Here is a 21,097-nt window from a genome sequence, read left to right as displayed (position 1 = left end):
CTCAGACACCCAGCAGGCGGAGCATTTCCGCTTCGTCAATCACTGCAATCCCCAGCTCCTGCGCTTTTGCCAGTTTGGAACCGGCCGCTTCGCCAGCAATAACCAGATCGGTCTTCTTCGAGACACTGCCCGCCACTTTCGCGCCGAGCTCCACCAGCCGCGCTTTAGCATCATCGCGCGACATCTGGCTCAGGCTTCCCGTCAGCACTACCGTTTTCCCGGCAAATGGACTGTCAATCTCCTCCGCATTGATCACCACCGGTGCAGGCCAGTGAACGCCTTCGCCCAGCAGTTGCCCGATGACTTCGCGATTGCTCTCTTCAGCAAAGAAATTGAACACATGGGTGGCGACCACAATGCCCACATCGGGGACTTTTTGCAGCTCGTCAATAGACGCCGCTTCCAGCGCTTCCAGAGTACCGAAGTAAGCGGCCAGACCGGCGGCCGTAGCCTCTCCAACTTCCCGGATACCGAGTGCATACAGGAAGCGCGCAAAGGTGGTCGATTTCGATTTTTCCAGCGCCTCCACCACGTTTTGCGCCGACTTCGGCCCCATTCGGTCGAGACCGGTCAGTTTCCCGGCGGTCAGACGAAACAGGTCCGCCGGCGTGTGGACATACTCTTTCTCGACCAGTTGGTCGATAATTTTGTCGCCCATGCCGTCCACGTCCATCGCCCGACGAGACACAAAATGCTTGAGCGATTCTTTACGCTGCGCGCCGCAAATCAAACCGCCGGTACAGCGAGCAACCGCTTCACCTTCCACGCGCTCAACGTCTGAACCGCATACCGGGCAATGCGTCGGAAATGCTACCGGACGCGTGTCGTCCGGACGTTCGGAAAGCACCACGTTAACGACCTGCGGAATAACATCGCCAGCACGACGAATTACCACCTTATCGCCAATGCGCAGGCCAAGACGTTCGATTTCATCGGCATTATGCAGCGTGGCGTTACTCACCAGCACACCCGCGACCTGTACCGGTTCAAGACGCGCAACGGGAGTAATTGCTCCGGTGCGTCCGACCTGGAACTCCACGTCACGAACAAAGGTCATCTGTTCCTGCGCCGGGAATTTAAAGGCCACCGCCCAGCGCGGCGCACGTGCGACGAAACCCAGTTGCTCCTGTAGCGCCATCGAATTGACCTTAATCACCACCCCATCGATGTCGAAACCCAGCGTCGGACGGTCCTCTTCCACCTTGTGGTAAAACGTCAGCACCGCTTCCGGCGAGTCACACAGCGTCACGCGATCGCTGACCGGCAACCCCCATGCTTTGAATTGCAGCAGACGCCCCAGATGAGTATCAGGCAGTTCGCCGCCTTCCAGCACGCCAACGCCATAGCAGAAGAAAGTGAGTGGTCGCTTCGCGGTGATACGCGGATCGAGCTGGCGCAGCGAGCCCGCTGCCGCATTTCGCGGGTTAGCAAACAGCTTTCCGCCCGTGCGGCGAGCATCTTCATTGATCTTTTCAAAACCCGCCTGCGGCAGGAAAACTTCGCCTCGCACTTCCAGACGCGTCGGAATGTTATCGCCGTGGAGTTTCAGCGGAATGGCGCGAATAGTCCGCACGTTTGAGGTAATGTCCTCACCGGTCGTACCATCACCGCGAGTTGCGGCACTCACCAGCACCCCGTTTTCATAGAGAATGCTGACCGCCAGACCGTCCAGTTTCAGCTCACAGCACCAGGTCAGCTTGTCACTGCTCTTAAGACGGTCCTGCACGCGCTTGTTAAACGCCAGGAAACTCTCCTCATCAAAGACGTTGTCTAGCGACAACATCGGCACTTCATGACGAATCTGGCTGAAAGACGCCAGCGGCGCAGCGCCCACGCGCTGGGTCGGAGAGTCCGGAGTAATCAGCTCCGGGTGTTGCGCTTCCAGTTCACGCAGCTCGCGCATCAGGCGGTCATATTCTGCATCGGGGATTTCCGGCGCATCCATCACATGGTAAAGATACTCATGATGGCGAAGCGTGGTTCGCAGTTCGGTCAGTTGTTGTTCGATTGATTCCATATCGCACCATCAATGATAAAAAACCCCCGACAGGCGGGGGTTCAGAAAGGAAGTTGTCGTGCCTTGAGTGTATCAGGCGTTCGCGTCTTTCACTTCGCGGATACGGTCCTGATACTCACGCAATTTTTGCGGCGTCATCATCCGACGCTGATCGTCGAGCACCACACCACCGACTTCATCGGCAATATGCTGTGCGGATTGCAGCATCAGTTTGAAGTTCTGCAGTTCATCGCCGTAAGACGGCACCTGCATAAAGATGGTCACGCCCGGCGTGGTGAAGTCGACCATTTCTGGATCAAACGTACCCGGGTTAACCATATTCGCCAGGCTGAATAACGCCGGGCCGCTGCCATCCGGACTCAGATGACGATGGAAAATATTCATGTCGCCAAACTTGAATCCGGCCTGCTGAATGCTGTTGAGCAGCACTTCACCGTTAAGCTCGCTGCCATGATGGGCGGCGACGTTCATGATGATCACCGCTTCTTTACGCTGAGGCTTTTCCGGGGCTGGTGCTTCTTCAACGACGGGCTCAGGCTGTGGCTCGACCACGGGTTCTGCAGGCTGGAAAGCCTGTGGCGACGGCTGCGGTGCAGTCGGCTGAACGGGCTGAACCTGCGGCGCGACAGGCTGTTGTTGAACCGGCTGCGGCTGATGCACAGGTTGCTGTGGCGCAGGCTGATGCACCGGCTGCGGCTGAGCGGATTGCTGCGGCGCAGGCTGTGGCTGGTGTACCGGCTGCTGCGGCGGACGCTGGGCATGCTGCGGCTGTACCGGCACTTCAGACGATGGCTGAACCGGCTGACGCGGTTGTGCCGACGCATAAGGCGGCTGGTACTGGTGTTGCGGCGACTGGCGAGGAGCTTCATGCTCCTGCGGGTTGCCAGGGGCATGATTCACGCGGTGAACACGAACTTCACCCACGCCTTCGTCTGCTTCGACATCATCGTCATACGAGTCGTCGTCGCGTTTTGATTTCATGCGTTTCAGTGGACGATCGCGGAACATAGAAGATCGTTCTTTACGGCTGGTCCAGAAACCATGTACCAGTAAAGCGATTATGGCGATCGCGCCAACAATGATTAATATCAGACGCAAATCCTGCATCATTATATTCTCTGTTGTTCTAACACCTTGCCACCACGGCAAACATTTACTCACTAAGAGTATTTGCCGATTACGTCAAGTGCAAGTGTACTCTTAGCTTTCACAGCATAAAGATGAACGAAATCGTGCTTTTTGCTGTTTTTTCGAACATTTCCGAACTGTTCTGTGTGCGATAACCCGGTAAGATACCCGTGTTCGCTTAGGACTTATACGAAAAGGAGCATGTCCTGACTATGGTGTCATCATCTGTCACTGCGCCACGCAGCGGTTTTTACTACTTTGCTCAGGGATGGAAACTGGTTTCGCAACCAGGGATCCGTCGCTATGTCATTTTACCGCTACTGGTCAACATCCTGCTAATGGGCAGTGCGTTCTGGTGGCTGTTCACACAGCTGGATGTCTGGATCCCGTCGCTTATGAATCACGTCCCGGACTGGCTGCAATGGCTGAGCTATCTGCTGTGGCCTGTCGCGGTCATCTCTGTGCTGCTGGTGTTTGGCTATTTTTTCTCGACCCTGGCCAACTGGATTGCCGCGCCGTTTAACGGGCTGCTGGCGGAGCAACTGGAAGCGCGACTCACCGGCGCAACGCCGCCGGACACGGGCATTCTGGGGATCATGAAAGATGTGCCGCGGATTATGAAACGCGAATGGCAAAAGCTGGCCTGGTATCTGCCACGCGCCATCGTACTGCTGATCCTTTACTTTATTCCCGGCATCGGGCAAACCGTCGCCCCCGTACTGTGGTTCCTGTTCAGCGCCTGGATGCTGGCCATTCAGTATTGCGATTACCCTTTTGACAACCATAAAGTGCCGTTTAAAGAGATGCGCACTGCTCTGCGCAGCCGTAAGGTCACCAATATGCAGTTTGGTGCGCTCACCAGCCTGTTTACCCTGATCCCGGTTCTTAATCTCTTCATCATGCCAGTGGCAGTCTGTGGCGCCACGGCGATGTGGGTGGATTGCTATCGTGCTAAGCACGCGTTATGGAAATAACGAAAGTTTGTGTAAATAAGAGGTTGTTTATAACGCCTCTTATTCCATACTGATACCCATTATTTCTTCATAGCATATAGATATGCGAAATCCTTACTTCCCCATATTCGTCTGAAGGGTATGCTGGGAAGGTATCCCAATTTCATACAGTTAAGGACAGGCCATGAGTAAGATTTTTGAAGACAACTCGCTGACTATCGGTCATACGCCGCTGGTTCGACTGAACCGTATCGGTAACGGACGCATTCTGGCGAAGGTGGAATCACGTAACCCGAGCTTCAGCGTGAAATGCCGTATCGGTGCCAATATGATTTGGGATGCTGAAAAACGCGGCGTGCTGAAACCGGGCGTCGAGCTGGTTGAACCCACCAGCGGCAACACGGGTATCGCGCTGGCCTATGTCGCGGCGGCACGTGGTTACAAACTGACGCTGACCATGCCGGAAACCATGAGTATCGAACGTCGTAAACTGCTGAAAGCGCTGGGTGCCAACCTGGTGCTGACCGAAGGCGCAAAAGGCATGAAAGGCGCCATTCAGAAAGCAGAAGAGATTGTCGCCAGCGATCCGGCGAAGTATCTGTTGCTTCAGCAGTTCAGCAACCCGGCAAACCCCGAAATTCACGAAAAAACCACCGGTCCGGAAATCTGGGAAGATACCGACGGCCAGGTTGACGTTTTCATCTCCGGCGTGGGGACTGGCGGTACACTGACCGGCGTCACCCGCTATATTAAAGGCACTAAAGGCAAAACCGATCTGATTACCGTTGCCGTTGAGCCAACGGATTCCCCGGTCATTGCTCAGGCGCTGGCAGGCGAAGAGCTGAAGCCAGGTCCGCACAAAATTCAGGGTATCGGTGCCGGTTTCATTCCGGGTAACCTGGATCTGAAACTGATCGACAAAGTGGTCGCCATCACCAACGAAGAGGCGATCTCCACCGCCCGCCGCCTGATGGAAGAGGAAGGCATTCTTGCCGGTATCTCCTCCGGAGCCGCAGTGGCTGCCGCTCTTAAGCTTCAGGAAGATGAAACCTTTACCAATAAGAATATTGTGGTTATCCTACCGTCATCGGGTGAGCGTTATTTGAGCACTGCACTGTTTGCCGATCTCTTCACAGAGAAAGAATTGCAACAGTAATGCCAGCATGTTAAAAACGCGTAAAAAAGCACCTTTTCAGGTGCTTTTTTGTGGCCTGCTTCAAACTTTCACCCCACCTGCCATTGCTTCACCCCGCCAGGTCTGGTATTTAACCTGATTAATTATTTTGAAGCGCGAAATTAATCGTTACAGGAAAACTGCTAGCTGAATCGATTTTATGATTTGGTTCAAGTATTGATTTAGCGGCATAATGTTTAATGACGAGCGAAACGTCAGCGGCCAGAGGTTGACAGCAACGGATGGCGTAAAACACCTGGTGTGTCGCGCCCGTTTACGCCGGCGCTAACAATACAGGCTAAAGTCAAACCGCCAGGCTAGACTTTAGTTCCACAACACTAAACCTATAAGTTGGGGAAATACAATGTTCCAGCAAGAAGTTACCATTACCGCTCCGAACGGTCTGCACACCCGCCCTGCTGCTCAGTTTGTTAAAGAAGCGAAAGGCTTCACTTCTGAGATTACTGTGACTTCCAACGGCAAAAGCGCCAGCGCGAAAAGCCTGTTTAAACTGCAAACTCTGGGTCTGACTCAGGGTACCGTCGTGACCATCTCTGCAGAAGGTGAAGACGAGCAGAAAGCCGTAGAACATCTGGTCAAGCTGATGGCGGAACTGGAATAAGTTTTTCCGGGTTCTTTTAAAAATCAGTCACAAGTAAGGTAGGGTTATGATTTCAGGCATTTTAGCATCCCCGGGTATCGCTTTCGGCAAAGCACTTTTGCTGAAAGAAGACGAAATCGTCATTGACCGGAAAAAAATTTCTGCCGACAAGGTTGATCAGGAAGTTGAACGTTTTCTGAGCGGTCGTGCCAAGGCATCTGCACAGTTAGAAGCGATCAAAACGAAAGCTGGTGAAACGTTCGGTGAAGAAAAAGAAGCCATTTTCGAAGGGCATATTATGCTGCTCGAAGATGAGGAGCTGGAGCAGGAAATCATAGCCCTGATTAAAGATAAACACATGACGGCTGACGCAGCTGCGCATGAAGTTATCGAAGGTCAGGCCACTGCCCTGGAAGAACTGGATGATGAATACCTGAAAGAACGTGCGGCTGACGTACGTGACATTGGTAAGCGCCTGCTGCGCAACATCCTCGGGCTGGCAATTATTGACCTGAGCGCAATTCAGGATGAAGTGATCCTGGTTGCCGCTGACCTGACCCCGTCTGAAACTGCACAGTTGAACCTGAAAAAGGTGCTGGGTTTCATTACCGACGTGGGCGGCCGCACTTCCCACACCTCTATCATGGCGCGTTCTCTGGAACTGCCAGCCATCGTGGGTACCGGTAGCGTCACCTCTCAGGTGAAAAACGACGATTATCTGATTCTGGATGCCGTAAACAACCAGGTTTACGTCAACCCGACCAACGAAGAAATTGAAAAACTGCGCGCCGTTCAGGAGCAAGTTGCCACTGAAAAAGCGGAACTGGCTAAACTGAAAGATCTCCCTGCCATCACCCTGGATGGCCATCAGGTTGAAGTGTGCGCCAACATCGGTACCGTGCGTGACGTTGAAGGCGCAGAGCGCAACGGTGCGGAAGGTGTGGGTCTGTACCGTACTGAATTCCTGTTTATGGATCGCGACGCGCTGCCGACTGAAGAAGAACAGTTTGCAGCTTACAAAGCCGTGGCTGAAGCGTGTGGCTCTCAGGCGGTGATCGTGCGTACCATGGACATCGGCGGCGACAAAGAGCTGCCGTACATGAACTTCCCGAAAGAAGAAAACCCGTTCCTGGGCTGGCGTGCCGTGCGTATCGCGATGGATCGTAAAGAGATCCTGCGCGATCAGGTTCGCGCTATCCTGCGCGCGTCTGCTTTCGGCAAACTGCGCATTATGTTCCCGATGATCATCTCTGTTGAAGAAGTTCGCGCACTGCGTAAAGAGATCGAAATCTACAAACAGGAACTGCGTGACGAAGGTAAAGCCTTTGACGAGACCATTGAGATTGGCGTGATGGTGGAAACACCGGCTGCGGCAACGATTGCTCGTCATTTAGCCAAAGAAGTTGATTTCTTTAGTATCGGCACCAATGATTTAACGCAGTACACTCTGGCAGTTGACCGTGGTAATGATATGATTTCACATCTCTACCAGCCAATGTCGCCATCTGTCCTCACATTGATCAAGCAAGTTATTGATGCTTCTCATGCTGAAGGTAAATGGACTGGCATGTGTGGTGAGCTTGCAGGCGACGAACGTGCTACACTTCTGTTGCTGGGGATGGGTCTGGACGAATTCTCTATGAGCGCCATTTCTATCCCGCGCATTAAGAAGATTATCCGTAACACGAACTTCGAAGATGCGAAGGTGTTAGCAGAGCAGGCTCTTGCTCAACCGACAACGGACGAGTTAATGACGCTGGTTAACAAGTTCATTGAAGAAAAAACAATCTGCTAATCCACGAGATGCGGCCCAATTTACTGCTTAGGAGAAGATCATGGGTTTGTTCGATAAACTGAAGTCTCTGGTTTCTGATGATAAGAAAGACACCGGAACTATTGAGATTGTTGCACCGCTCTCTGGCGAGATCGTCAACATCGAAGACGTACCGGATGTCGTTTTTGCTGAAAAAATCGTGGGTGATGGCATCGCTATCAAACCAACCGGTAATAAGATGGTTGCACCGGTTGACGGTACCATCGGCAAAATCTTTGAGACCAACCATGCGTTCTCTATCGAATCCGATAGCGGTATCGAACTGTTTGTTCACTTCGGTATCGACACCGTTGAGCTGAAAGGCGAAGGCTTCAAGCGTATCGCTGAAGAAGGCCAGCGTGTGAAAGTGGGTGACCCGGTAATTGAATTCGATCTGCCGCTGCTGGAAGAAAAAGCCAAGTCAACCCTGACTCCGGTTGTTATCTCCAACATGGACGAAATCAAAGAACTGATCAAACTGTCCGGTAGCGTGACTGTGGGTGAAACCCCGGTTATCCGCATCAAGAAATAATTCTTGCCGCAGAGAAAAATGGCGCCTTCTGGCGCCATTTTTTTATCTACCGGATGGCAAAACCCGCCTGATGGCGCATACGCCGCCATCCGGCATCAGTTCGCGGTTACAATGGTGAGGTCACCGGGCGATAACACTTTTCACGCATCAGGATTTTCATCCCTTCCGGCCCGCTCTCCAGCATCCGCTTTTCTGAATCAGAAACCAACAGTTCGCACTGATAGCCGCCCGTGATGCCAAACATCGCGCGCGCCACGCAGATATCTTCCAGCGCATTCAGCCCGCTGGTTTCAAAATGTCCCACGATACGTCCCTGCTGACGAACCACTAACCGATAACTCTTCATCGCGCCTCCCCTGCCGGAGGCAGTATCAGTTCGTCACATCCGCATTGCTGCGTCCAGGTCATCACCGCCAGTACGCGTTCCGCGGCCTGTTGCGTTGCCTGCGTCAACGATTTCCCCAACACAATGCCGCTAATCAACTCGGCACAGAACAGATCGCCGGTCCCTTTCAGATCGGTTTCTACCCGCGGGTGCTCAATCACATCCAGCGTTTGGGCCGTGACCACCGCCACATTGATGGTTTCACTGTCCTGTCCTGGCGCGCTGGTGATGACAATCCACTTCAGCGTGTCGGTCAGCAGCGATCTCGCCGCGATAACAGCCTCCTCCAGGGTGCGGCACGGCATACCGCTGAGCATCTCCAGTTCAAAGACATTCGGCGTCAGCCCCTGCGCCAGCGGCAGCAGGTGATGTCGATAGGCATCCGGTATCTCGGCTTTCACATACATTCCGCTGTCAGTATCGCCAATCACCGGATCGACCAGAACAGGAATGTCAGGATGCGTTTGACGAACGTTTTGCAACCATTGCGCCAGCAGCGCGATTTGTTCTGCACTGCCCATATAACCGGTGGTCACGGCCTTTAATTCGCGCAGCGCATCACGCTCGCTTAACGCCAGCAAATAACCGCGGAACCAGTCGGCCGGAATAACGCCCCCGTAGAACGTGTCATAGTGCGGAGTATTACTGAACAGGACGGTAGGCACCGCCGTCACCCGCAAACCCTTTGCTTTGATGGCTGGCACAGCGATGCTATTGCCGACGCTGCCATACACCACCTGTGACTGAACGGCGACAATATCGGTCTGCAACGCCCGATGCTTATCGTCGAAGAGCACTGACTGAATATCACTCTCCTGCTCCATTAACTTCTCCTCTCACTGGACAGCGGGCGGGTGCCTCACTATTATCGTCATATGCTAAAATTCATTTTGTCATAGGTCAATAATGATCGACGGAAAAACCGCCAGCGAAATCTTTGACAGTATACGGCAGCACGTCACCAGCGGCGTGTTGTCTGCAGGTGAAACATTGCCGCCGGTACGGGAACTGGCTGCACAACTCAATGTAAATCGCAATACTGTTGCAGCGGCCTACAAACGCCTGGTGACATCCGGACTGGCGCAAAGTCGTGGCCGCAATGGCACCGTTATTAAAAGCGCCTCGACGCCCATCGCACGCGAAGGCGGCGACCCCCACACGCCGCTTCACGATCTCTCCAGCGGAAATCCTGACCCGGCTCGCCTGCCGGACCTGAGCCGTTACTTTGCAAAATGTCATCACGACCACCGCCTGTACGGTGACGCGCCGGTTTCCCCGGAGCTAAAGCGCTGGGCCACGCAGTGGATGCAGGATGCCGTTCCCGCTGCGGGTGAAATTGATATCACCAGCGGCGCAATTGACGCCATTGAACGCCTGCTGAGCGCCCATCTGCTGCCCGGCGATAGCGTGGTGGTTGAAGACCCTTGCTTTTTAAGCAGTATCAATATGCTGCGATACGCCGGATTCAGCGCCAGCCCGGTGAGCGTCGACAGTGAAGGGATGCGACCGGAGGGGCTCGAACAGGCGCTGAGTAAAGGCGCCCGGGCAGTAATCGTTACACCTCGGGCGCACAACCCGACGGGATGCAGTTTAAGCGCCGCACGCGCTGGCGCATTACAGGCCATCCTTGCGCGATACCCGCAGGTACTGGTGATTGTTGACGACCACTTTGCCCTGCTTTCCGCCTGCGCGTGGCATCCGGTGATTGCGACAGAAACGCTCCACTGGTCAATCGTTCGCTCAATGTCGAAAACGCTGGGGCCAGACCTGCGTCTTGCCATTGTCGCCAGCGATCCCGCGACGTCAGCAAAATTACGCCTGCGTCTAAACGCCGGCAGTCAGTGGATCAGCCACATTTTGCAGGATCTGGTTTACACCTGTCTGGCAGACCCCGTCTGGCAGCAAACACTCGCCGAATCCCGCCAGTTTTACGCCGATCAGCAGCGCAAACTGGCGCAGGCGCTGCACGCACAAGGCATCAACAACATTTTCCCCGGCGATGGTCTGAACCTGTGGCTACCCCTTGCCGAAGCCAGCCAAAACGTTGCATTCGCGCTGGCGAAATCCGGTTGGCTGGTGCGTGAAGGCGACGCTTTCGGCGTTAACACGCCCGCACAGGGACTGCGTATCACCCTTTCCACACTCAATGACAACGACATCAACCGCCTGGCCGGCCATCTTCATCAGGCGCTGAGCCAATAACAGGAGAGTATCCGTGCACGTCCATTTTATTATTCACGAATCATTTGAATCGGCAGGCGCTTATTTGCCGTGGGCTGAAACGCGCGGTCATCACATCACCTGGACCCGCGTCTATGACAGCGAACCGGTTCCGGCCAACGCCGATGGCTTTGATATGCTGGTCGTGTTTGGCGGCCCGCAGTCACCGCGCACCACGCTTGCAGAGTGCCCTTATTTTGACTCTAAGGCTGAACAACACCTGATCAATCAGGCTATCTCGGCGGGTCGGATCGTGGTCGGGATCTGTCTGGGTTCACAGTTGATTGGCGAAGCGCTGGGAGCCAGGGTCTGCCAGAGTCCGGAAAAAGAGATTGGTCACTATCCCATTACGCTGACCGAAGCAGGAAAACAGCATCCGTTGCTTGCCCACTTCGGCTCTCCGCTGACGGTCGGCCACTGGCATAACGACATGCCAGGGCTTACCGATCAGGCCACGGTGCTTGCCACAAGCGTCGGTTGTCCACGACAGATCGTGCAATATGGCAATTTTGTCTACGGCTTCCAGTGCCATATGGAATTTACTGCCGAGGCGGTGGAAGGACTGATTCAACATTCTGAGCAAGAGCTGGCGGAAGCCAAAGGGAAGCGCTTTATTCGCTCGAAGGCGGAAATGCGCGAATGGGATTATAAGGAAATGAATGAAAAACTCTGGCAGTTCCTGGATCTGCTGGTGAAAAAACGTCAGGGTTAATCCGCATGCCCGGTCATCGCCGGGCAATAGGGTTAAATCCCCGCGCCCTGGCTGAAGTGCTCTTCGCCAAACACGCCGGTAGAGAGATAACGATCGCCGCGATCGCAAATAATCGCCACTACCACCGCGCCCGGATTGGCTTTCGCAATCCGTATCGCACCGGCGACCGCGCCGCCAGAGCTGACGCCACAGAAGATCCCTTCACGTACCGCCAGTTCACGCATAGTGTTCTCCGCGTCTCGCTGGTGAATATCGACGACCTGATCGACAAGCTGAGCATTAAAAATGCCCGGCATGTATTCCGCTGGCCAGCGGCGAATCCCCGGAATGCTGCTGCCCTCTTCCGGTTGCAGACCCACAATAGTGACCGTACGGGCCTGCTCGCGCAGAAAGCGAGAAACCCCGGTGATAGTACCAGTCGTCCCCATGCTGGAAACAAAATGGGTGAGACGTCCGGACGTTTGCCGCCAGATTTCCGGCCCCGTGGTGGTGTAATGCGCGTATGGGTTATCAGGGTTATTGAACTGGTCCAGCAGCTTGCCTTCGCCGCGCTGAGCCATCTCCAGCGCTAAATCGCGCGCCCCTTCCATCCCCTGCTCTTTGGTCACCAGAATCAGCTCGGCACCGTAGGCGCGCATCGCGGCGCGGCGTTCCTGGCTCATGTTGTCCGGCATCAGTAGCTTCATACGATAGCCTTTTAGTGCCGCAATCATCGCCAGCGCAATGCCAGTGTTCCCGCTGGTGGCCTCAATTAACACATCACCAGGCGTAATCTCCCCGCGTTTTTCCGCTTCAACAATCATCGATAACGCGGCACGATCTTTCACCGACCCCGCCGGGTTATTGCCTTCCAGTTTGACCCAAATTTCAGTGCCATTATCCGGCGTCAACCGCTGCAGCTTCACCAGCGGCGTGTTGCCAATAGTTTGTTCTAATGTGTTCACAATTTCAGTCCACAACCCAGACCTGATAAACCCAGCGCCATCAGGCAAATGTGTATTGCCGGAGGCAGCATAACTGCCTTATCCGGCCTACATAAAAAACGCTCTGAGATTACGCTATTTCTGCGAAAACAACATCATCATGACGTTCAATACGCTGATTGCCGTTATACAAGCGTGCATTTTGCAGGCCTACAAACAGACGCTCGCCGCGTACCGGAGCATCGTCCCCTTGCATGACCACGGTCAACGGGTCGTGATACCACCCGAGCGGCTGCACGACCAATTGGGTGTAATGACCTTTCGGGCTGGCTTCAATAACCTGAACAGGCAACGGCGAATCCAGACTGGTACGGCGGCTGATATCGACTTCCCATGGACGCAGGAACAGATCGACCGGCCCCTGATACGCAGGCGTATAGCCCAGCGGCCAGCGGTGTGCGCCAACGTGGAACTGCCCACCACGAATGGTGCCTTGCAGGCGGTTCACTTCACCCATAAATTCCAGTACAAAGCGGGTCGCCGGTTCACGCCAGACCTGATCCGGCGCATCGGCCTGTTCAATATTCCCCTGGCTCATTACCACCACGCGGTCCGCCACTTCAGTGGCCTCTTCCTGATCGTGCGTGACAAAGACGCTGGTGAATTTCAGCTCTTCATGCAGTTGACGCAGCCATCGGCGCAGCTCTTTACGCACCTGCGCATCAAGGGCACCAAACGGCTCATCCAGCAGCAGAATTTGTGGTTCAACCGCTAACGCGCGGGCCAGCGCGACACGTTGTTTTTGCCCACCTGAAAGCTGCGCCGGGAAGCGATCCGCCAGGTGTGCCAGTTGCACCATCTCCAGCAGTGTCGTCACTTTGGCTTTAATCGCCGCCGCATTGGGACGCTCACGACGCGGCAGGACGCTCAGGCCAAAGGCGATGTTGTCGAACACCGTCATATGGCGGAACAGCGCGTAGTGCTGAAAGACAAATCCCACCTTACGATCGCGCGCATGCAGGCGGCTGACGTCGGTACCATGGAAGCGAATATGTCCGCTGGACTGGTGTTCCAGCCCGGCAATAATGCGCAGCAGTGTGGTTTTACCGGAACCGGACGGCCCCAGCAAGGCAACCATCTGACCTGAAGGAATATCCAGTGAGATATCGTTCAGCACCTGGGTGCGACCAAAAGACTTCTTAATATTGGCAATCTCAATGCTCATGATTTTCCTCCTGTTGCGCGCGTTTTTCCTGATTCTCCAGGCGCCATTGCAACATGCTCTTCAAAAACAGGGTAATAATCGCCATCAGCGTCAATAGCGCCGCAGCGGTAAAAGAGCCGACGCTGTTGTAGTCCTGCTCCAGTAATTCAATCTGTAACGGCAGCGACAGGGTTTCTCCGCGAATTGAGCCGGAAACCACCGACACCGCGCCAAACTCGCCAATCGCACGGGCGTTAGTCAGCACCACGCCATACAGCAGCGCCCAGCGAATGTTCGGCAGCGTCACGCGACGGAACATCTGCCAGCCGGATGCGCCCAGCAAAATCGCCGCCTCATCTTCCTGACTGCCCTGACTGAGCATCACCGGCACCAGTTCACGTACCACAAACGGACAGGTGACGAAGATGGTCACCAGCACCATCCCCGGCCAGGAGAACATAATTTGCAGATTATGCTCGTCCAGCCAGCCGCCCAACGGGCCGTTGGAACCGTAAAACAGCAGATACACCAGCCCCGCCACCACCGGCGAGACGGCAAAAGGAATATCCAGCAGCGTCAGCAGCAACTGGCGGCCCGGAAAGTTAAAACGGGTCACCAGCCAGGCCAGCAGAACGCCAAACACCAGGTTCACCGGCACCGCAATCAGGGCGATCAACACCGTCAGCCAGATGGCATGCAGCATATCCGGATCGGCCAGATTCTGTAGCACGGGCAACACCCCTTTGCTGAACGCCTGGACGAAAATGGTGATCATCGGCACCAACAGGATGAACACCGACACCAGCATGCCGGTGCCAATCAGAAACCATTTTCCCCAGTTGATGCGGGGGGCGTCATAACGCTTCAATTGAGTAACTTCCGCCATTAGTGACCTACCACACGTCGGCCAAAGCGACTTTGCAGGGTGTTAATTGAAAACAGCAGCAATAACGATGCCGCAAGGATCACCGAGGCAACCGCGCTGGCGGCAGGGTAATCAAACTCCTGCAAACGAATAAAAATCATCAGCGAGGTGACTTCCGTTTTCCAGGCGATGTTGCCCGCGATGAAAATCACTGCGCCGAACTCGCCAAGGCTGCGGGTAAACGACAGCGCGACACCGGCCACCAGCGCAGGTGACAGTTCCGGCAGGACCACCTTGCGAAAGCTTTGCAGCCGCGTGGCGCCCAGGGTTTCCGCCGCTTCTTCATATTCCGGGCCTAACTCTTCGAGTACCGGTTGCACGGTACGCACCACGAACGGAATACTGGTGAACGCCATCGCCACCGCAATGCCAAGCCAGGTGTATGTCACCTTGATATCAAATTTTGCCAGCCATTCGCCGTAGAAACCGTTAACGGAAAACAGCGAAGCCAGCGTCAGACCGGCAACTGCCGTCGGCAACGCAAACGGCAGATCCATCAGCGCATCCAGCAACGTCCGGCCCGGAAAACGGTAACGGGTTAAGATCCACGCCATCAGCAGGCCAAACACACCGTTAAAAATCGACGCCACAAACGCCGACAGTAGCGTCACTTTATAGGCAGCAACCACCTGCGGATTGGTAATCACATCCCAGTATTGCGCCCAGCTCATCTGTGCCAGTTGCATCACTAACGCACTGAGCGGCAGCAGCAAAATCAGGCAAACGAACAGCAGGCTGGTGCCCAGGCTTAAAGTAAAGCCAGGCAGTACGCGTCGGGAGGAGACTGCAAACATTACTTACGCCCCGCCGCCAGCAGTTTGTCCAGTTCGCCACCGCTGGTGAAATGGGTTTTCATCACCTCAGGCCAGGAGCCAAATTTCTCTTCCACGCGGAACAGTTCGGTCTGTGGGAATTTATCTTTCAGCTTGTCCATCACCTCCGGGTTGTTCACGCGGTAGTAGTAGTCCGTGATGATGGTTTGCGCCTGCGGGCTGTACAGCCAGTTCAGATAGGCTTTCGCCGCTTTCTCGGTGCCATTGGCCTGCACATTTTTATCCACCCAGGCAACCGGGAACTCAGCCAGAATATTGGTTTTCGGGATAACCACTTCAAAACCCTGCGCTTCATACTGTTTGCGAATGTTGTTCACTTCGGACTCAAAGCTAATCAGCACATCGCCCAGTCCGCGCTCAGCAAACGTCGTGGTCGCGCCGCGACCGCCGGTATCAAACACTTCGACGTTTTTCAGGAACTGGGTCATGAACTGTTCAGTTTTGGCTTTATCGCCGCCGTCCGCGTTATCGGCGGCGCCCCAGGCAGCCAGATAGGTGTAACGGGCGTTACCGGAGGTTTTCGGGTTCGGGAAGATCAGCTTCACATCAGAACGGACAAGGTCGTTCCAGTCGCGAATGTTCTTCGGGTTGCCTTTACGTACCAGGAATCCCATCGTGGAGTAAAACGGTGAGCTGTTGTTCGGCAAACGGCTTTGCCAGTCAGCCGGAATCAGCTTGCCTTTGTCATGCAGGATCTGCACATCGGTCACCTGATTGTAGGTCACGACGTCGGCTTTCAGTCCCTGTAAAATTGCCAGCGCCTGCTTTGAGGAGCCCGCGTGCGACTGTTTAATCGTCAGCTTATCGCCGCCGTTATCTTTCGCCCACTGCTGTTCAAACGGCGGGTTGAGGGCGGCAAACAGTTCGCGGGAGACGTCGTACGAGCTGTTCAACAGCTCCGTCGCCTGCGCCTGACCGACCAGTAACAACGACGCCACAAGCGTCAGATATCTTTTTTTCAGTAAGTTAACGGCCATTGCGCACCCTTATAAATTTGATGACTTTCTAATAGCCATAATATTTATAACGAGTGTGAAAGGAGTAACGGTTTTATATACCGTTTACTGATTTGAAAGTTGAAAAGGGAATAAGAGAAACCCCTCCTGATGGTCAGAAGGGGTTGTGCGGTCGTCAGATTCCGACGCTGACGGTCTCCGGCAACGTGCTGCCGCCGTCAATCACGTTTTGCGTGCCCGTGAGATAGCTGGACTCATCCGACGCCAGGAAGGCGGCCAGTTCACCCACTTCCAGCGGGCAGGCCAGTCGACGCAGCGGGATCGCCTTCGCCATTTCGGTCAGCACTGCTTCCGGATCGTCCGGGTTAGACTGCTGCGCAATGCTTTCCGCCATCGGGGTACGCACGTAGCCCGGGCAAATCGCATTCACGCGAATCCCCGACTGGGCGTACTCCACCGCCAGCGATTTGGTCAGCCCGACAATCGCGGCCTTCGACAACGCATAGGCCGTTTCGCCCGGATCGGCGACCATATCGCCAGTGACCGAGGACATCATCACGATGCGTCCGTCTTTACGCTTAATCATCTCCGGCAGGACCGCTTTGGTCACGTTCCAGACGCCTTTGATATTCACATCAATGTGGAAGTCGCGATCTTCGTCGCTCATGTCGAGGAAGCTGCCCAGACGGCAGACGCCTGCATTGTTGACCAGAATGTCGATGCGGCCTTCCACCTCTTTCGCTTTCTTCAACGCCGCCGCCACGGAGGCGGGATCGGTCACATCCGCAATCACAGCCGTACAGCGATGCCCGCGGCCACCGAGTTCATCCGCCAGCTTTTCAATCTCATCGGAGATATCCAGCAAGATTAAGTTCGCCCCATGTCGGGCAAACACTTTGGCGATGCCTTCGCCAATGCCCTGTGATGCGCCTGTAATCAATGCTGTTTTGCCCGTGAGTTTACCCATTTCAATGCTCTCCTTGTGAATATGAAGTCTCACACTCCATTAACATTGAAAATACAGGAAAAAAGGATACGTGCTGAGGAACAGCTCACTAATTAAGGTAAATCTTAGATAAAAATCATCCCCGCCGGGGCGGGGACACTATTTTTATGCTGATCGTAGCGACGTGCGTAAGCGGAAAATTACAGTGCCAGCAAACGGTCCAGCGACGGCGCAAAGTAATACCCGCCGGTCACCGGTTTGGTGAAGCGCAGCATGGCGTCACGTTTGCCGTCGGTGTCGCCAAACATGCTCAGCAGTTGCTGTTCAATGTTATGCAGACGCGCACAGTAGGCGCAGAAATAGAGACCATGAGTGCCGCTGGCGGTACCGTATGGCAGGCTCTGGCGAACAATTTTCAGCCCTTTGCCGTCTTCTTTCAGATCCACACGGCTCAGGTGCGACGTTACCGGGCGATCGTCGCCATCGATCTCTTCGTTGGCTTCTTTGGTACGCCCGATCATCATCTCCTGATCGTGAATACTCATGCGGTTGAGCTGCTTCAGATTGTGTTCCCAGCGCTGAACAAAGACGTAGCTGCCACCCGCATCCACGCCGTCTTTGATGACCGCCACTTCGCGGCGCGTCTCTTCCCCTGCCGGGTTTTCCGTACCGTCGACAAAGCCGCTGAGATCACGCTCTTCCACCCAACGGAAACCGTGGATCTCTTCCTGGACCTCAATGCAATCGCCGAAGGCTTCCATCGCCGCCTGAGCGACAGAGAAATTCACATCGTGACGCAGAGAAAGAATGTGGATCAGCACATCGTACTGGGTCGCCGGGGCCAGGCCTTTACCGTAAGGGATAAAGTCTTTCAGCTCTTCAGCCCCCACTCCGCCGCTCAGGGCGCGCCAGGTGTTGTTGCCGAAGGCCACGACCGCACCCAGATGGGCGTCCGGGAATGTCGCCTGGAAGGTCGCCAGTTTATCGGCGAACGCTTTGCTGGCACCACGCAGGGCATCAACGTCGCCTTTTACATTCGCTTCAATCCAAATCGCCACACGGCAATGCTCTGGCAAAATGCCACTCTGAACCTGAGACATCATTCCTCCTGAAAAATGAGAATGCCACGCAATCGTGGCATTGATGGGCGTTATTTTACCCTTTTTTTACGTTCGAGGGTTTGTTCAGACGCAAATTAACGACGCCAGATAATTTTGCTCACTTTCCACGCTTTCAGCGTATCGTCCGGCGGCATTAACCCTTCAGGCCCCTTCCATTCACCGGTAAAGAGATAGCTGATGTGTTGACTGCCTTCGGCTTTACATTCTACTGCGCTCTGCTCAGCGTGGCTGGCAGGCTGACAATTGCCGAACGCTTTGCTGTAGAGGTCGCTAAACGGTGTGCCAATTTCAACGCCCGCGTCGGAAGGAATCCCGCTATCCAGGACATCAATGCGGCTGATGTTTCCCTGCTCGCCGTGAATGACCATCGCCACCTTGTCGCCGTTCATGGCTTCGAAAAAGCGCACCACATTGCCATTCTCGGTCTTCATGCCACTGCGCAGGCGATAGTCGCCGTCCAGCGCATCGGCAATGGCCTGTTCATTTAGCGGCGTCGATGCCGTGAGTGCGCCAACGCCCTGTTCGGTTACTTCTGTCGATGAACCAAACCAGTTCCACGGATTGGCGGCAGACCAGTTTACCGACGACAGCGTCGAACAGCCGGTCAGCACCAGCGGCATAGCACATAACACTACACGCAGCGATTTCATCTCACTTCCTTTCATTAATGATCAACGTTACCTGGAGTCCGGCTTCACCAAAAAGTTCCGTTATTCTTTCTCCAGAGTAAAACAGGCGCGCATCCGTCGGTTGGTCAATAGCCACAAAAGTGCCACGATATCCGCCACCACCAGCGCCAGACCCGCGCCATTGACAGGATCGCCATTGAACCAGAGAACGGGCTGCCAACAGAGCAGCACCACCTGCGCAACAATCAATAGCAGTCGCAATGCCTGCCATAAACGCGGAAAAGTGTAACGTCGCCCGCTCAGTAAAAATGCGAGCACGGCAGGAATGCCGGGTAGCAGCCCCAGCCAAAAGTTGTCGTGATCGGGATAGAACAGATTCAACAGCGCCGTGCCCTGTTCGCGCGAAGCACCGGCAATCACAAACAGCACCCAGGTCCGCGCATGAAGCAGCAGCACAAGCCAGAACAAAAAGGGCAGACGCAAATGGCCGTGGCCATCGTAATCTGCAGGATGAAACTCAATATTCTTCATCTTCGATCAGGCGTTTTCCGAGACACAGCACGTCGGCATGCTCATAGCCGAGTCGCTCATACATCCCCAACACCACGTCGTTATCTTCACGCACCATGATCTGAATCTTCGGGCAACCGCGCGCAATGAGTTTTTTCTCAAGCCGGTTAAGCAGCGCATTGGCGATGCCGCGACCGCGAAATTCCGGGTGCACGCCAAGATAATAGGCCGATCCGCGATGACCGTCGTAGCCGCCCATCACCGTCCCCACCACTTCCCCGTTTACTTCCGCAACGAGAAACAGGCTAACGTCATGGTTCACCTTCCGCTCGATATCCATTTCCGGGTCATTCCACGGACGCAACAAATCGCAGCGCTCCCAGAGGGTGATCACCTCTTCGAAATCTTCCTGCCGAAAAACGCGTATCTCCATGGTATTGAGGCCCTTTTCAAGGTTAAAACTCCGATTATGGCGCGAACGCCCCATTTAGCCAATATCTGACGCGAAACGGCGGAAAAAATGGCATAATAGCGGATTGTCACGTATTGAAATGAAAAGTAAAACAATTCTCAACATCAAGCGTCGTAACGGATTACGCGATACGATATAACATCAGGACTCTTTTTTTTACAACTCAGGCCGTATGAGCACTTTTAAACCGCTAAAAACTCTCACATCGCGCCGCCAGGTGCTGAAAGCCGGACTGGCGGCACTGACATTAACAGGGATGGCGAACGCCACAGCCAAAGAAGCCCCACTGAAAACCAGCAATGGTCACAGTCAGCCTGCCACGAAAAAATCAGGTGGCAAGCGCATTGTCGTGCTGGACCCTGGCCACGGCGGTATCGACACCGGCGCCATTGGCCGCAACGGCTCCAAAGAAAAGCATGTTGTGCTGGCGATAGCGAAAAATGTGCGTTCCATTTTACGCAGTCAGGGGATCGACTGCCGCCTGACGCGTTCGGGCGATACCTTTATTCCCCTGTACGACCGCGTCGAAATCGCCCACAAGCACGGCGCGGATCTGTTTATGTCAATCCACGCGGACGGCTTTACCAATCCCAGTGCGGCGGGCGCGTCGGTGTTTGCCCTCTCCAATCGCGGGGCCAGTAGCGCCATGGCGAAATACCTTTCCGACCGCGAAAACCGCGCCGACGAAGTCGCCGGTAAGAAAACGACCGACAAGGATCACCTGTTGCAACAGGTGCTCTTTGACCTGGTACAGACGGATACCATCAAAAACAGCCTGACGCTGGGGTCACATATTCTCAGGAAGATCAAACCGGTACATAAACTGCACAGCCGGAATACGGAACAGGCGGCGTTTGTGGTGCTAAAATCACCGTCAATCCCGTCGGTACTGGTTGAAACCTCATTCATCACCAATCCGGAAGAGGAGCGACTGCTGGGCACCACGGCATTTCGTCAGAAGATCGCCACCGCCATCGCTAATGGTGTGATCAGCTATTTCCATTGGTTTGATAATCAGAAAGCCCATTCGAAGAAACGGTAAT

The 21,097-nt window shown here is 54.6% G+C and carries 22 protein-coding genes; 8 read left to right on the top strand and 14 right to left on the bottom strand.

Annotated elements, in window-relative coordinates:
• Position 1: 1 nt before the first annotated feature.
• Both ligA and zipA read right to left on the bottom strand, forming a co-directional pair.
• Positions 2–2,017 carry an NAD-dependent DNA ligase LigA gene (gene ligA, locus JTI98_RS11030; protein ID WP_216081247.1) on the bottom strand — a complete coding sequence of 672 codons (2,016 nt, stop codon included), beginning with the start codon at positions 2,015–2,017 and terminating at the stop codon, positions 2–4.
• Positions 2,018–2,089: 72 nt separating this feature from the next.
• Positions 2,090–3,127 (bottom strand): cell division protein ZipA, encoded by a 1,038-nt coding sequence (gene zipA / locus JTI98_RS11025; RefSeq protein WP_216081246.1) that lies wholly within the window; start codon positions 3,125–3,127, stop codon positions 2,090–2,092.
• A gap of 230 nt (positions 3,128–3,357) precedes the next feature.
• On the opposite strand from zipA, the gene cysZ reads away from it, so the two are divergent.
• From cysZ to crr, 5 genes are all read left to right on the top strand, one after another.
• Positions 3,358–4,119 (top strand): sulfate transporter CysZ, encoded by a 762-nt coding sequence (cysZ, locus tag JTI98_RS11020; RefSeq protein WP_216081245.1) that lies wholly within the window; start codon positions 3,358–3,360, stop codon positions 4,117–4,119.
• Between the two features lie 163 nt (positions 4,120–4,282).
• Complete coding sequence (cysK, locus tag JTI98_RS11015) at positions 4,283–5,254, top strand: cysteine synthase A (RefSeq protein WP_042999909.1); 972 nt, start codon at positions 4,283–4,285, stop codon at positions 5,252–5,254.
• A gap of 382 nt (positions 5,255–5,636) precedes the next feature.
• Positions 5,637–5,894, top strand: coding sequence for a phosphocarrier protein Hpr (ptsH, locus tag JTI98_RS11010; protein WP_000487600.1), 258 nt, complete (start codon positions 5,637–5,639; stop codon positions 5,892–5,894).
• 46 nt (positions 5,895–5,940) lie between these two features.
• Positions 5,941–7,668 carry a phosphoenolpyruvate-protein phosphotransferase PtsI gene (ptsI, locus tag JTI98_RS11005; RefSeq protein WP_042999907.1) on the top strand — a complete coding sequence of 576 codons (1,728 nt, stop codon included), beginning with the start codon at positions 5,941–5,943 and terminating at the stop codon, positions 7,666–7,668.
• Positions 7,669–7,708: 40 nt separating this feature from the next.
• On the top strand, positions 7,709–8,218 hold the full coding sequence (gene crr / locus JTI98_RS11000) for a PTS glucose transporter subunit IIA (protein ID WP_000522253.1): 510 nt from the start codon (positions 7,709–7,711) through the stop codon (positions 8,216–8,218).
• A 106-nt stretch (positions 8,219–8,324) separates the two neighbouring features.
• Here crr and JTI98_RS10995 read toward each other — a convergent pair whose 3' ends face one another.
• Both JTI98_RS10995 and pdxK read right to left on the bottom strand, forming a co-directional pair.
• Entirely contained in the window at positions 8,325–8,564 is a 240-nt protein-coding gene (locus JTI98_RS10995; RefSeq protein ID WP_042999906.1) for a hypothetical protein, read from the bottom strand.
• The gene (gene pdxK, locus JTI98_RS10990) at positions 8,561–9,427 is read right to left on the bottom strand and encodes a pyridoxine/pyridoxal/pyridoxamine kinase (RefSeq protein ID WP_058586929.1); all 867 of its coding nucleotides are present in this window, start codon (positions 9,425–9,427) and stop codon (positions 8,561–8,563) included. The genes JTI98_RS10995 and pdxK overlap by 4 nt, the downstream gene beginning before the upstream one ends.
• 82 nt (positions 9,428–9,509) lie before the next feature.
• Between pdxK and ptsJ the strand changes: the two genes are divergently transcribed.
• Both ptsJ and JTI98_RS10980 read left to right on the top strand, forming a co-directional pair.
• The gene (gene ptsJ, locus JTI98_RS10985) at positions 9,510–10,805 is read left to right on the top strand and encodes a transcriptional regulator PtsJ (RefSeq protein ID WP_216081244.1); all 1,296 of its coding nucleotides are present in this window, start codon (positions 9,510–9,512) and stop codon (positions 10,803–10,805) included.
• A gap of 13 nt (positions 10,806–10,818) precedes the next feature.
• Positions 10,819–11,535: a type 1 glutamine amidotransferase gene (locus JTI98_RS10980; protein WP_058586930.1), complete on the top strand. Its 717-nt coding sequence runs from the start codon at positions 10,819–10,821 to the stop codon at positions 11,533–11,535.
• A 32-nt stretch (positions 11,536–11,567) separates the two neighbouring features.
• Here the strand turns inward: JTI98_RS10980 and cysM are convergent, their stop codons facing one another.
• The 10 genes from cysM to JTI98_RS10930 all read right to left on the bottom strand — a co-directional run bounded on the left by cysM (position 11,568) and on the right by JTI98_RS10930 (position 20,015).
• Entirely contained in the window at positions 11,568–12,479 is a 912-nt protein-coding gene (gene cysM / locus JTI98_RS10975; protein WP_216081243.1) for a cysteine synthase CysM, read from the bottom strand.
• A 109-nt stretch (positions 12,480–12,588) separates the two neighbouring features.
• Complete coding sequence (gene cysA / locus JTI98_RS10970; RefSeq protein WP_044258378.1) at positions 12,589–13,683, bottom strand: sulfate/thiosulfate ABC transporter ATP-binding protein CysA; 1,095 nt, start codon at positions 13,681–13,683, stop codon at positions 12,589–12,591.
• Positions 13,673–14,548 carry a sulfate/thiosulfate ABC transporter permease CysW gene (gene cysW, locus JTI98_RS10965; RefSeq protein ID WP_044327213.1) on the bottom strand — a complete coding sequence of 292 codons (876 nt, stop codon included), beginning with the start codon at positions 14,546–14,548 and terminating at the stop codon, positions 13,673–13,675. The genes cysA and cysW overlap by 11 nt, the downstream gene beginning before the upstream one ends.
• The gene (gene cysT / locus JTI98_RS10960; protein WP_042999900.1) at positions 14,548–15,381 is read right to left on the bottom strand and encodes a sulfate/thiosulfate ABC transporter permease CysT; all 834 of its coding nucleotides are present in this window, start codon (positions 15,379–15,381) and stop codon (positions 14,548–14,550) included. Before cysT ends, cysW begins: the two co-directional genes overlap by 1 nt.
• Positions 15,381–16,397 carry a thiosulfate/sulfate ABC transporter substrate-binding protein CysP gene (gene cysP / locus JTI98_RS10955; protein ID WP_044258375.1) on the bottom strand — a complete coding sequence of 339 codons (1,017 nt, stop codon included), beginning with the start codon at positions 16,395–16,397 and terminating at the stop codon, positions 15,381–15,383. The genes cysT and cysP overlap by 1 nt, the downstream gene beginning before the upstream one ends.
• A gap of 154 nt (positions 16,398–16,551) precedes the next feature.
• Positions 16,552–17,343, bottom strand: a complete 792-nt coding sequence (gene ucpA, locus JTI98_RS10950) for an SDR family oxidoreductase UcpA (RefSeq protein WP_044327215.1) — start codon at positions 17,341–17,343, stop codon at positions 16,552–16,554.
• Positions 17,344–17,522: 179 nt separating this feature from the next.
• On the bottom strand, positions 17,523–18,422 hold the full coding sequence (locus JTI98_RS10945) for a Dyp-type peroxidase (protein WP_216082242.1): 900 nt from the start codon (positions 18,420–18,422) through the stop codon (positions 17,523–17,525).
• A 95-nt stretch (positions 18,423–18,517) separates the two neighbouring features.
• On the bottom strand, positions 18,518–19,093 hold the full coding sequence (locus JTI98_RS10940; RefSeq protein WP_042999896.1) for an RpoE-regulated lipoprotein: 576 nt from the start codon (positions 19,091–19,093) through the stop codon (positions 18,518–18,520).
• 60 nt (positions 19,094–19,153) lie between these two features.
• Positions 19,154–19,603 (bottom strand): DUF2919 domain-containing protein, encoded by a 450-nt coding sequence (locus JTI98_RS10935; protein ID WP_216081242.1) that lies wholly within the window; start codon positions 19,601–19,603, stop codon positions 19,154–19,156.
• Positions 19,590–20,015 (bottom strand): GNAT family acetyltransferase, encoded by a 426-nt coding sequence (locus JTI98_RS10930; protein WP_043001859.1) that lies wholly within the window; start codon positions 20,013–20,015, stop codon positions 19,590–19,592. Before JTI98_RS10930 ends, JTI98_RS10935 begins: the two co-directional genes overlap by 14 nt.
• Positions 20,016–20,226: 211 nt before the next feature.
• On the opposite strand from JTI98_RS10930, the gene amiA reads away from it, so the two are divergent.
• On the top strand, positions 20,227–21,096 hold the full coding sequence (gene amiA / locus JTI98_RS10925) for an N-acetylmuramoyl-L-alanine amidase AmiA (protein ID WP_042999894.1): 870 nt from the start codon (positions 20,227–20,229) through the stop codon (positions 21,094–21,096).
• The last annotated feature ends 1 nt before the right edge of the window (position 21,097 follow it).

The sequence above is a fragment of the Citrobacter sp. MGH 55 genome, assembly GCF_016906145.1.
GTDB classification, from domain to species: Bacteria; Pseudomonadota; Gammaproteobacteria; order Enterobacterales; family Enterobacteriaceae; genus Citrobacter_A; species Citrobacter_A amalonaticus.
Note: the sequence above shows the minus strand (reverse complement) of the source record. Positions and strands in the feature narration are given on the sequence as shown.

Excerpts from the sequence above, each read along its gene's own strand:
- JTI98_RS10945 (WP_216082242.1), bottom strand. The coding sequence starts at position 18,422 with ATGTCTCAGGTTCAGAGTGGCATTTTGCCAGAGCATTGCCGTGTGGCG.
- cysZ (WP_216081245.1), top strand. The coding sequence starts at position 3,358 with ATGGTGTCATCATCTGTCACTGCGCCACGCAGCGGTTTTTACTACTTT.
- amiA (WP_042999894.1), top strand. The coding sequence starts at position 20,227 with ATGAGCACTTTTAAACCGCTAAAAACTCTCACATCGCGCCGCCAGGTG.
- cysT (WP_042999900.1), bottom strand. The coding sequence starts at position 15,381 with ATGTTTGCAGTCTCCTCCCGACGCGTACTGCCTGGCTTTACTTTAAGC.
- cysP (WP_044258375.1), bottom strand. The coding sequence starts at position 16,397 with ATGGCCGTTAACTTACTGAAAAAAAGATATCTGACGCTTGTGGCGTCG.
- pdxK (WP_058586929.1), bottom strand. The coding sequence starts at position 9,427 with ATGGAGCAGGAGAGTGATATTCAGTCAGTGCTCTTCGACGATAAGCAT.
- ucpA (WP_044327215.1), bottom strand. The coding sequence starts at position 17,343 with ATGGGTAAACTCACGGGCAAAACAGCATTGATTACAGGCGCATCACAG.
- zipA (WP_216081246.1), bottom strand. The coding sequence starts at position 3,127 with ATGATGCAGGATTTGCGTCTGATATTAATCATTGTTGGCGCGATCGCC.
- JTI98_RS10995 (WP_042999906.1), bottom strand. The coding sequence starts at position 8,564 with ATGAAGAGTTATCGGTTAGTGGTTCGTCAGCAGGGACGTATCGTGGGA.
- ptsI (WP_042999907.1), top strand. The coding sequence starts at position 5,941 with ATGATTTCAGGCATTTTAGCATCCCCGGGTATCGCTTTCGGCAAAGCA.
- ptsJ (WP_216081244.1), top strand. The coding sequence starts at position 9,510 with ATGATCGACGGAAAAACCGCCAGCGAAATCTTTGACAGTATACGGCAG.
- cysW (WP_044327213.1), bottom strand. The coding sequence starts at position 14,548 with ATGGCGGAAGTTACTCAATTGAAGCGTTATGACGCCCCCCGCATCAAC.
- cysA (WP_044258378.1), bottom strand. The coding sequence starts at position 13,683 with ATGAGCATTGAGATTGCCAATATTAAGAAGTCTTTTGGTCGCACCCAG.
- cysK (WP_042999909.1), top strand. The coding sequence starts at position 4,283 with ATGAGTAAGATTTTTGAAGACAACTCGCTGACTATCGGTCATACGCCG.
- JTI98_RS10930 (WP_043001859.1), bottom strand. The coding sequence starts at position 20,015 with ATGGAGATACGCGTTTTTCGGCAGGAAGATTTCGAAGAGGTGATCACC.
- JTI98_RS10940 (WP_042999896.1), bottom strand. The coding sequence starts at position 19,093 with ATGAAATCGCTGCGTGTAGTGTTATGTGCTATGCCGCTGGTGCTGACC.
- ptsH (WP_000487600.1), top strand. The coding sequence starts at position 5,637 with ATGTTCCAGCAAGAAGTTACCATTACCGCTCCGAACGGTCTGCACACC.
- ligA (WP_216081247.1), bottom strand. The coding sequence starts at position 2,017 with ATGGAATCAATCGAACAACAACTGACCGAACTGCGAACCACGCTTCGC.
- crr (WP_000522253.1), top strand. The coding sequence starts at position 7,709 with ATGGGTTTGTTCGATAAACTGAAGTCTCTGGTTTCTGATGATAAGAAA.
- JTI98_RS10935 (WP_216081242.1), bottom strand. The coding sequence starts at position 19,603 with ATGAAGAATATTGAGTTTCATCCTGCAGATTACGATGGCCACGGCCAT.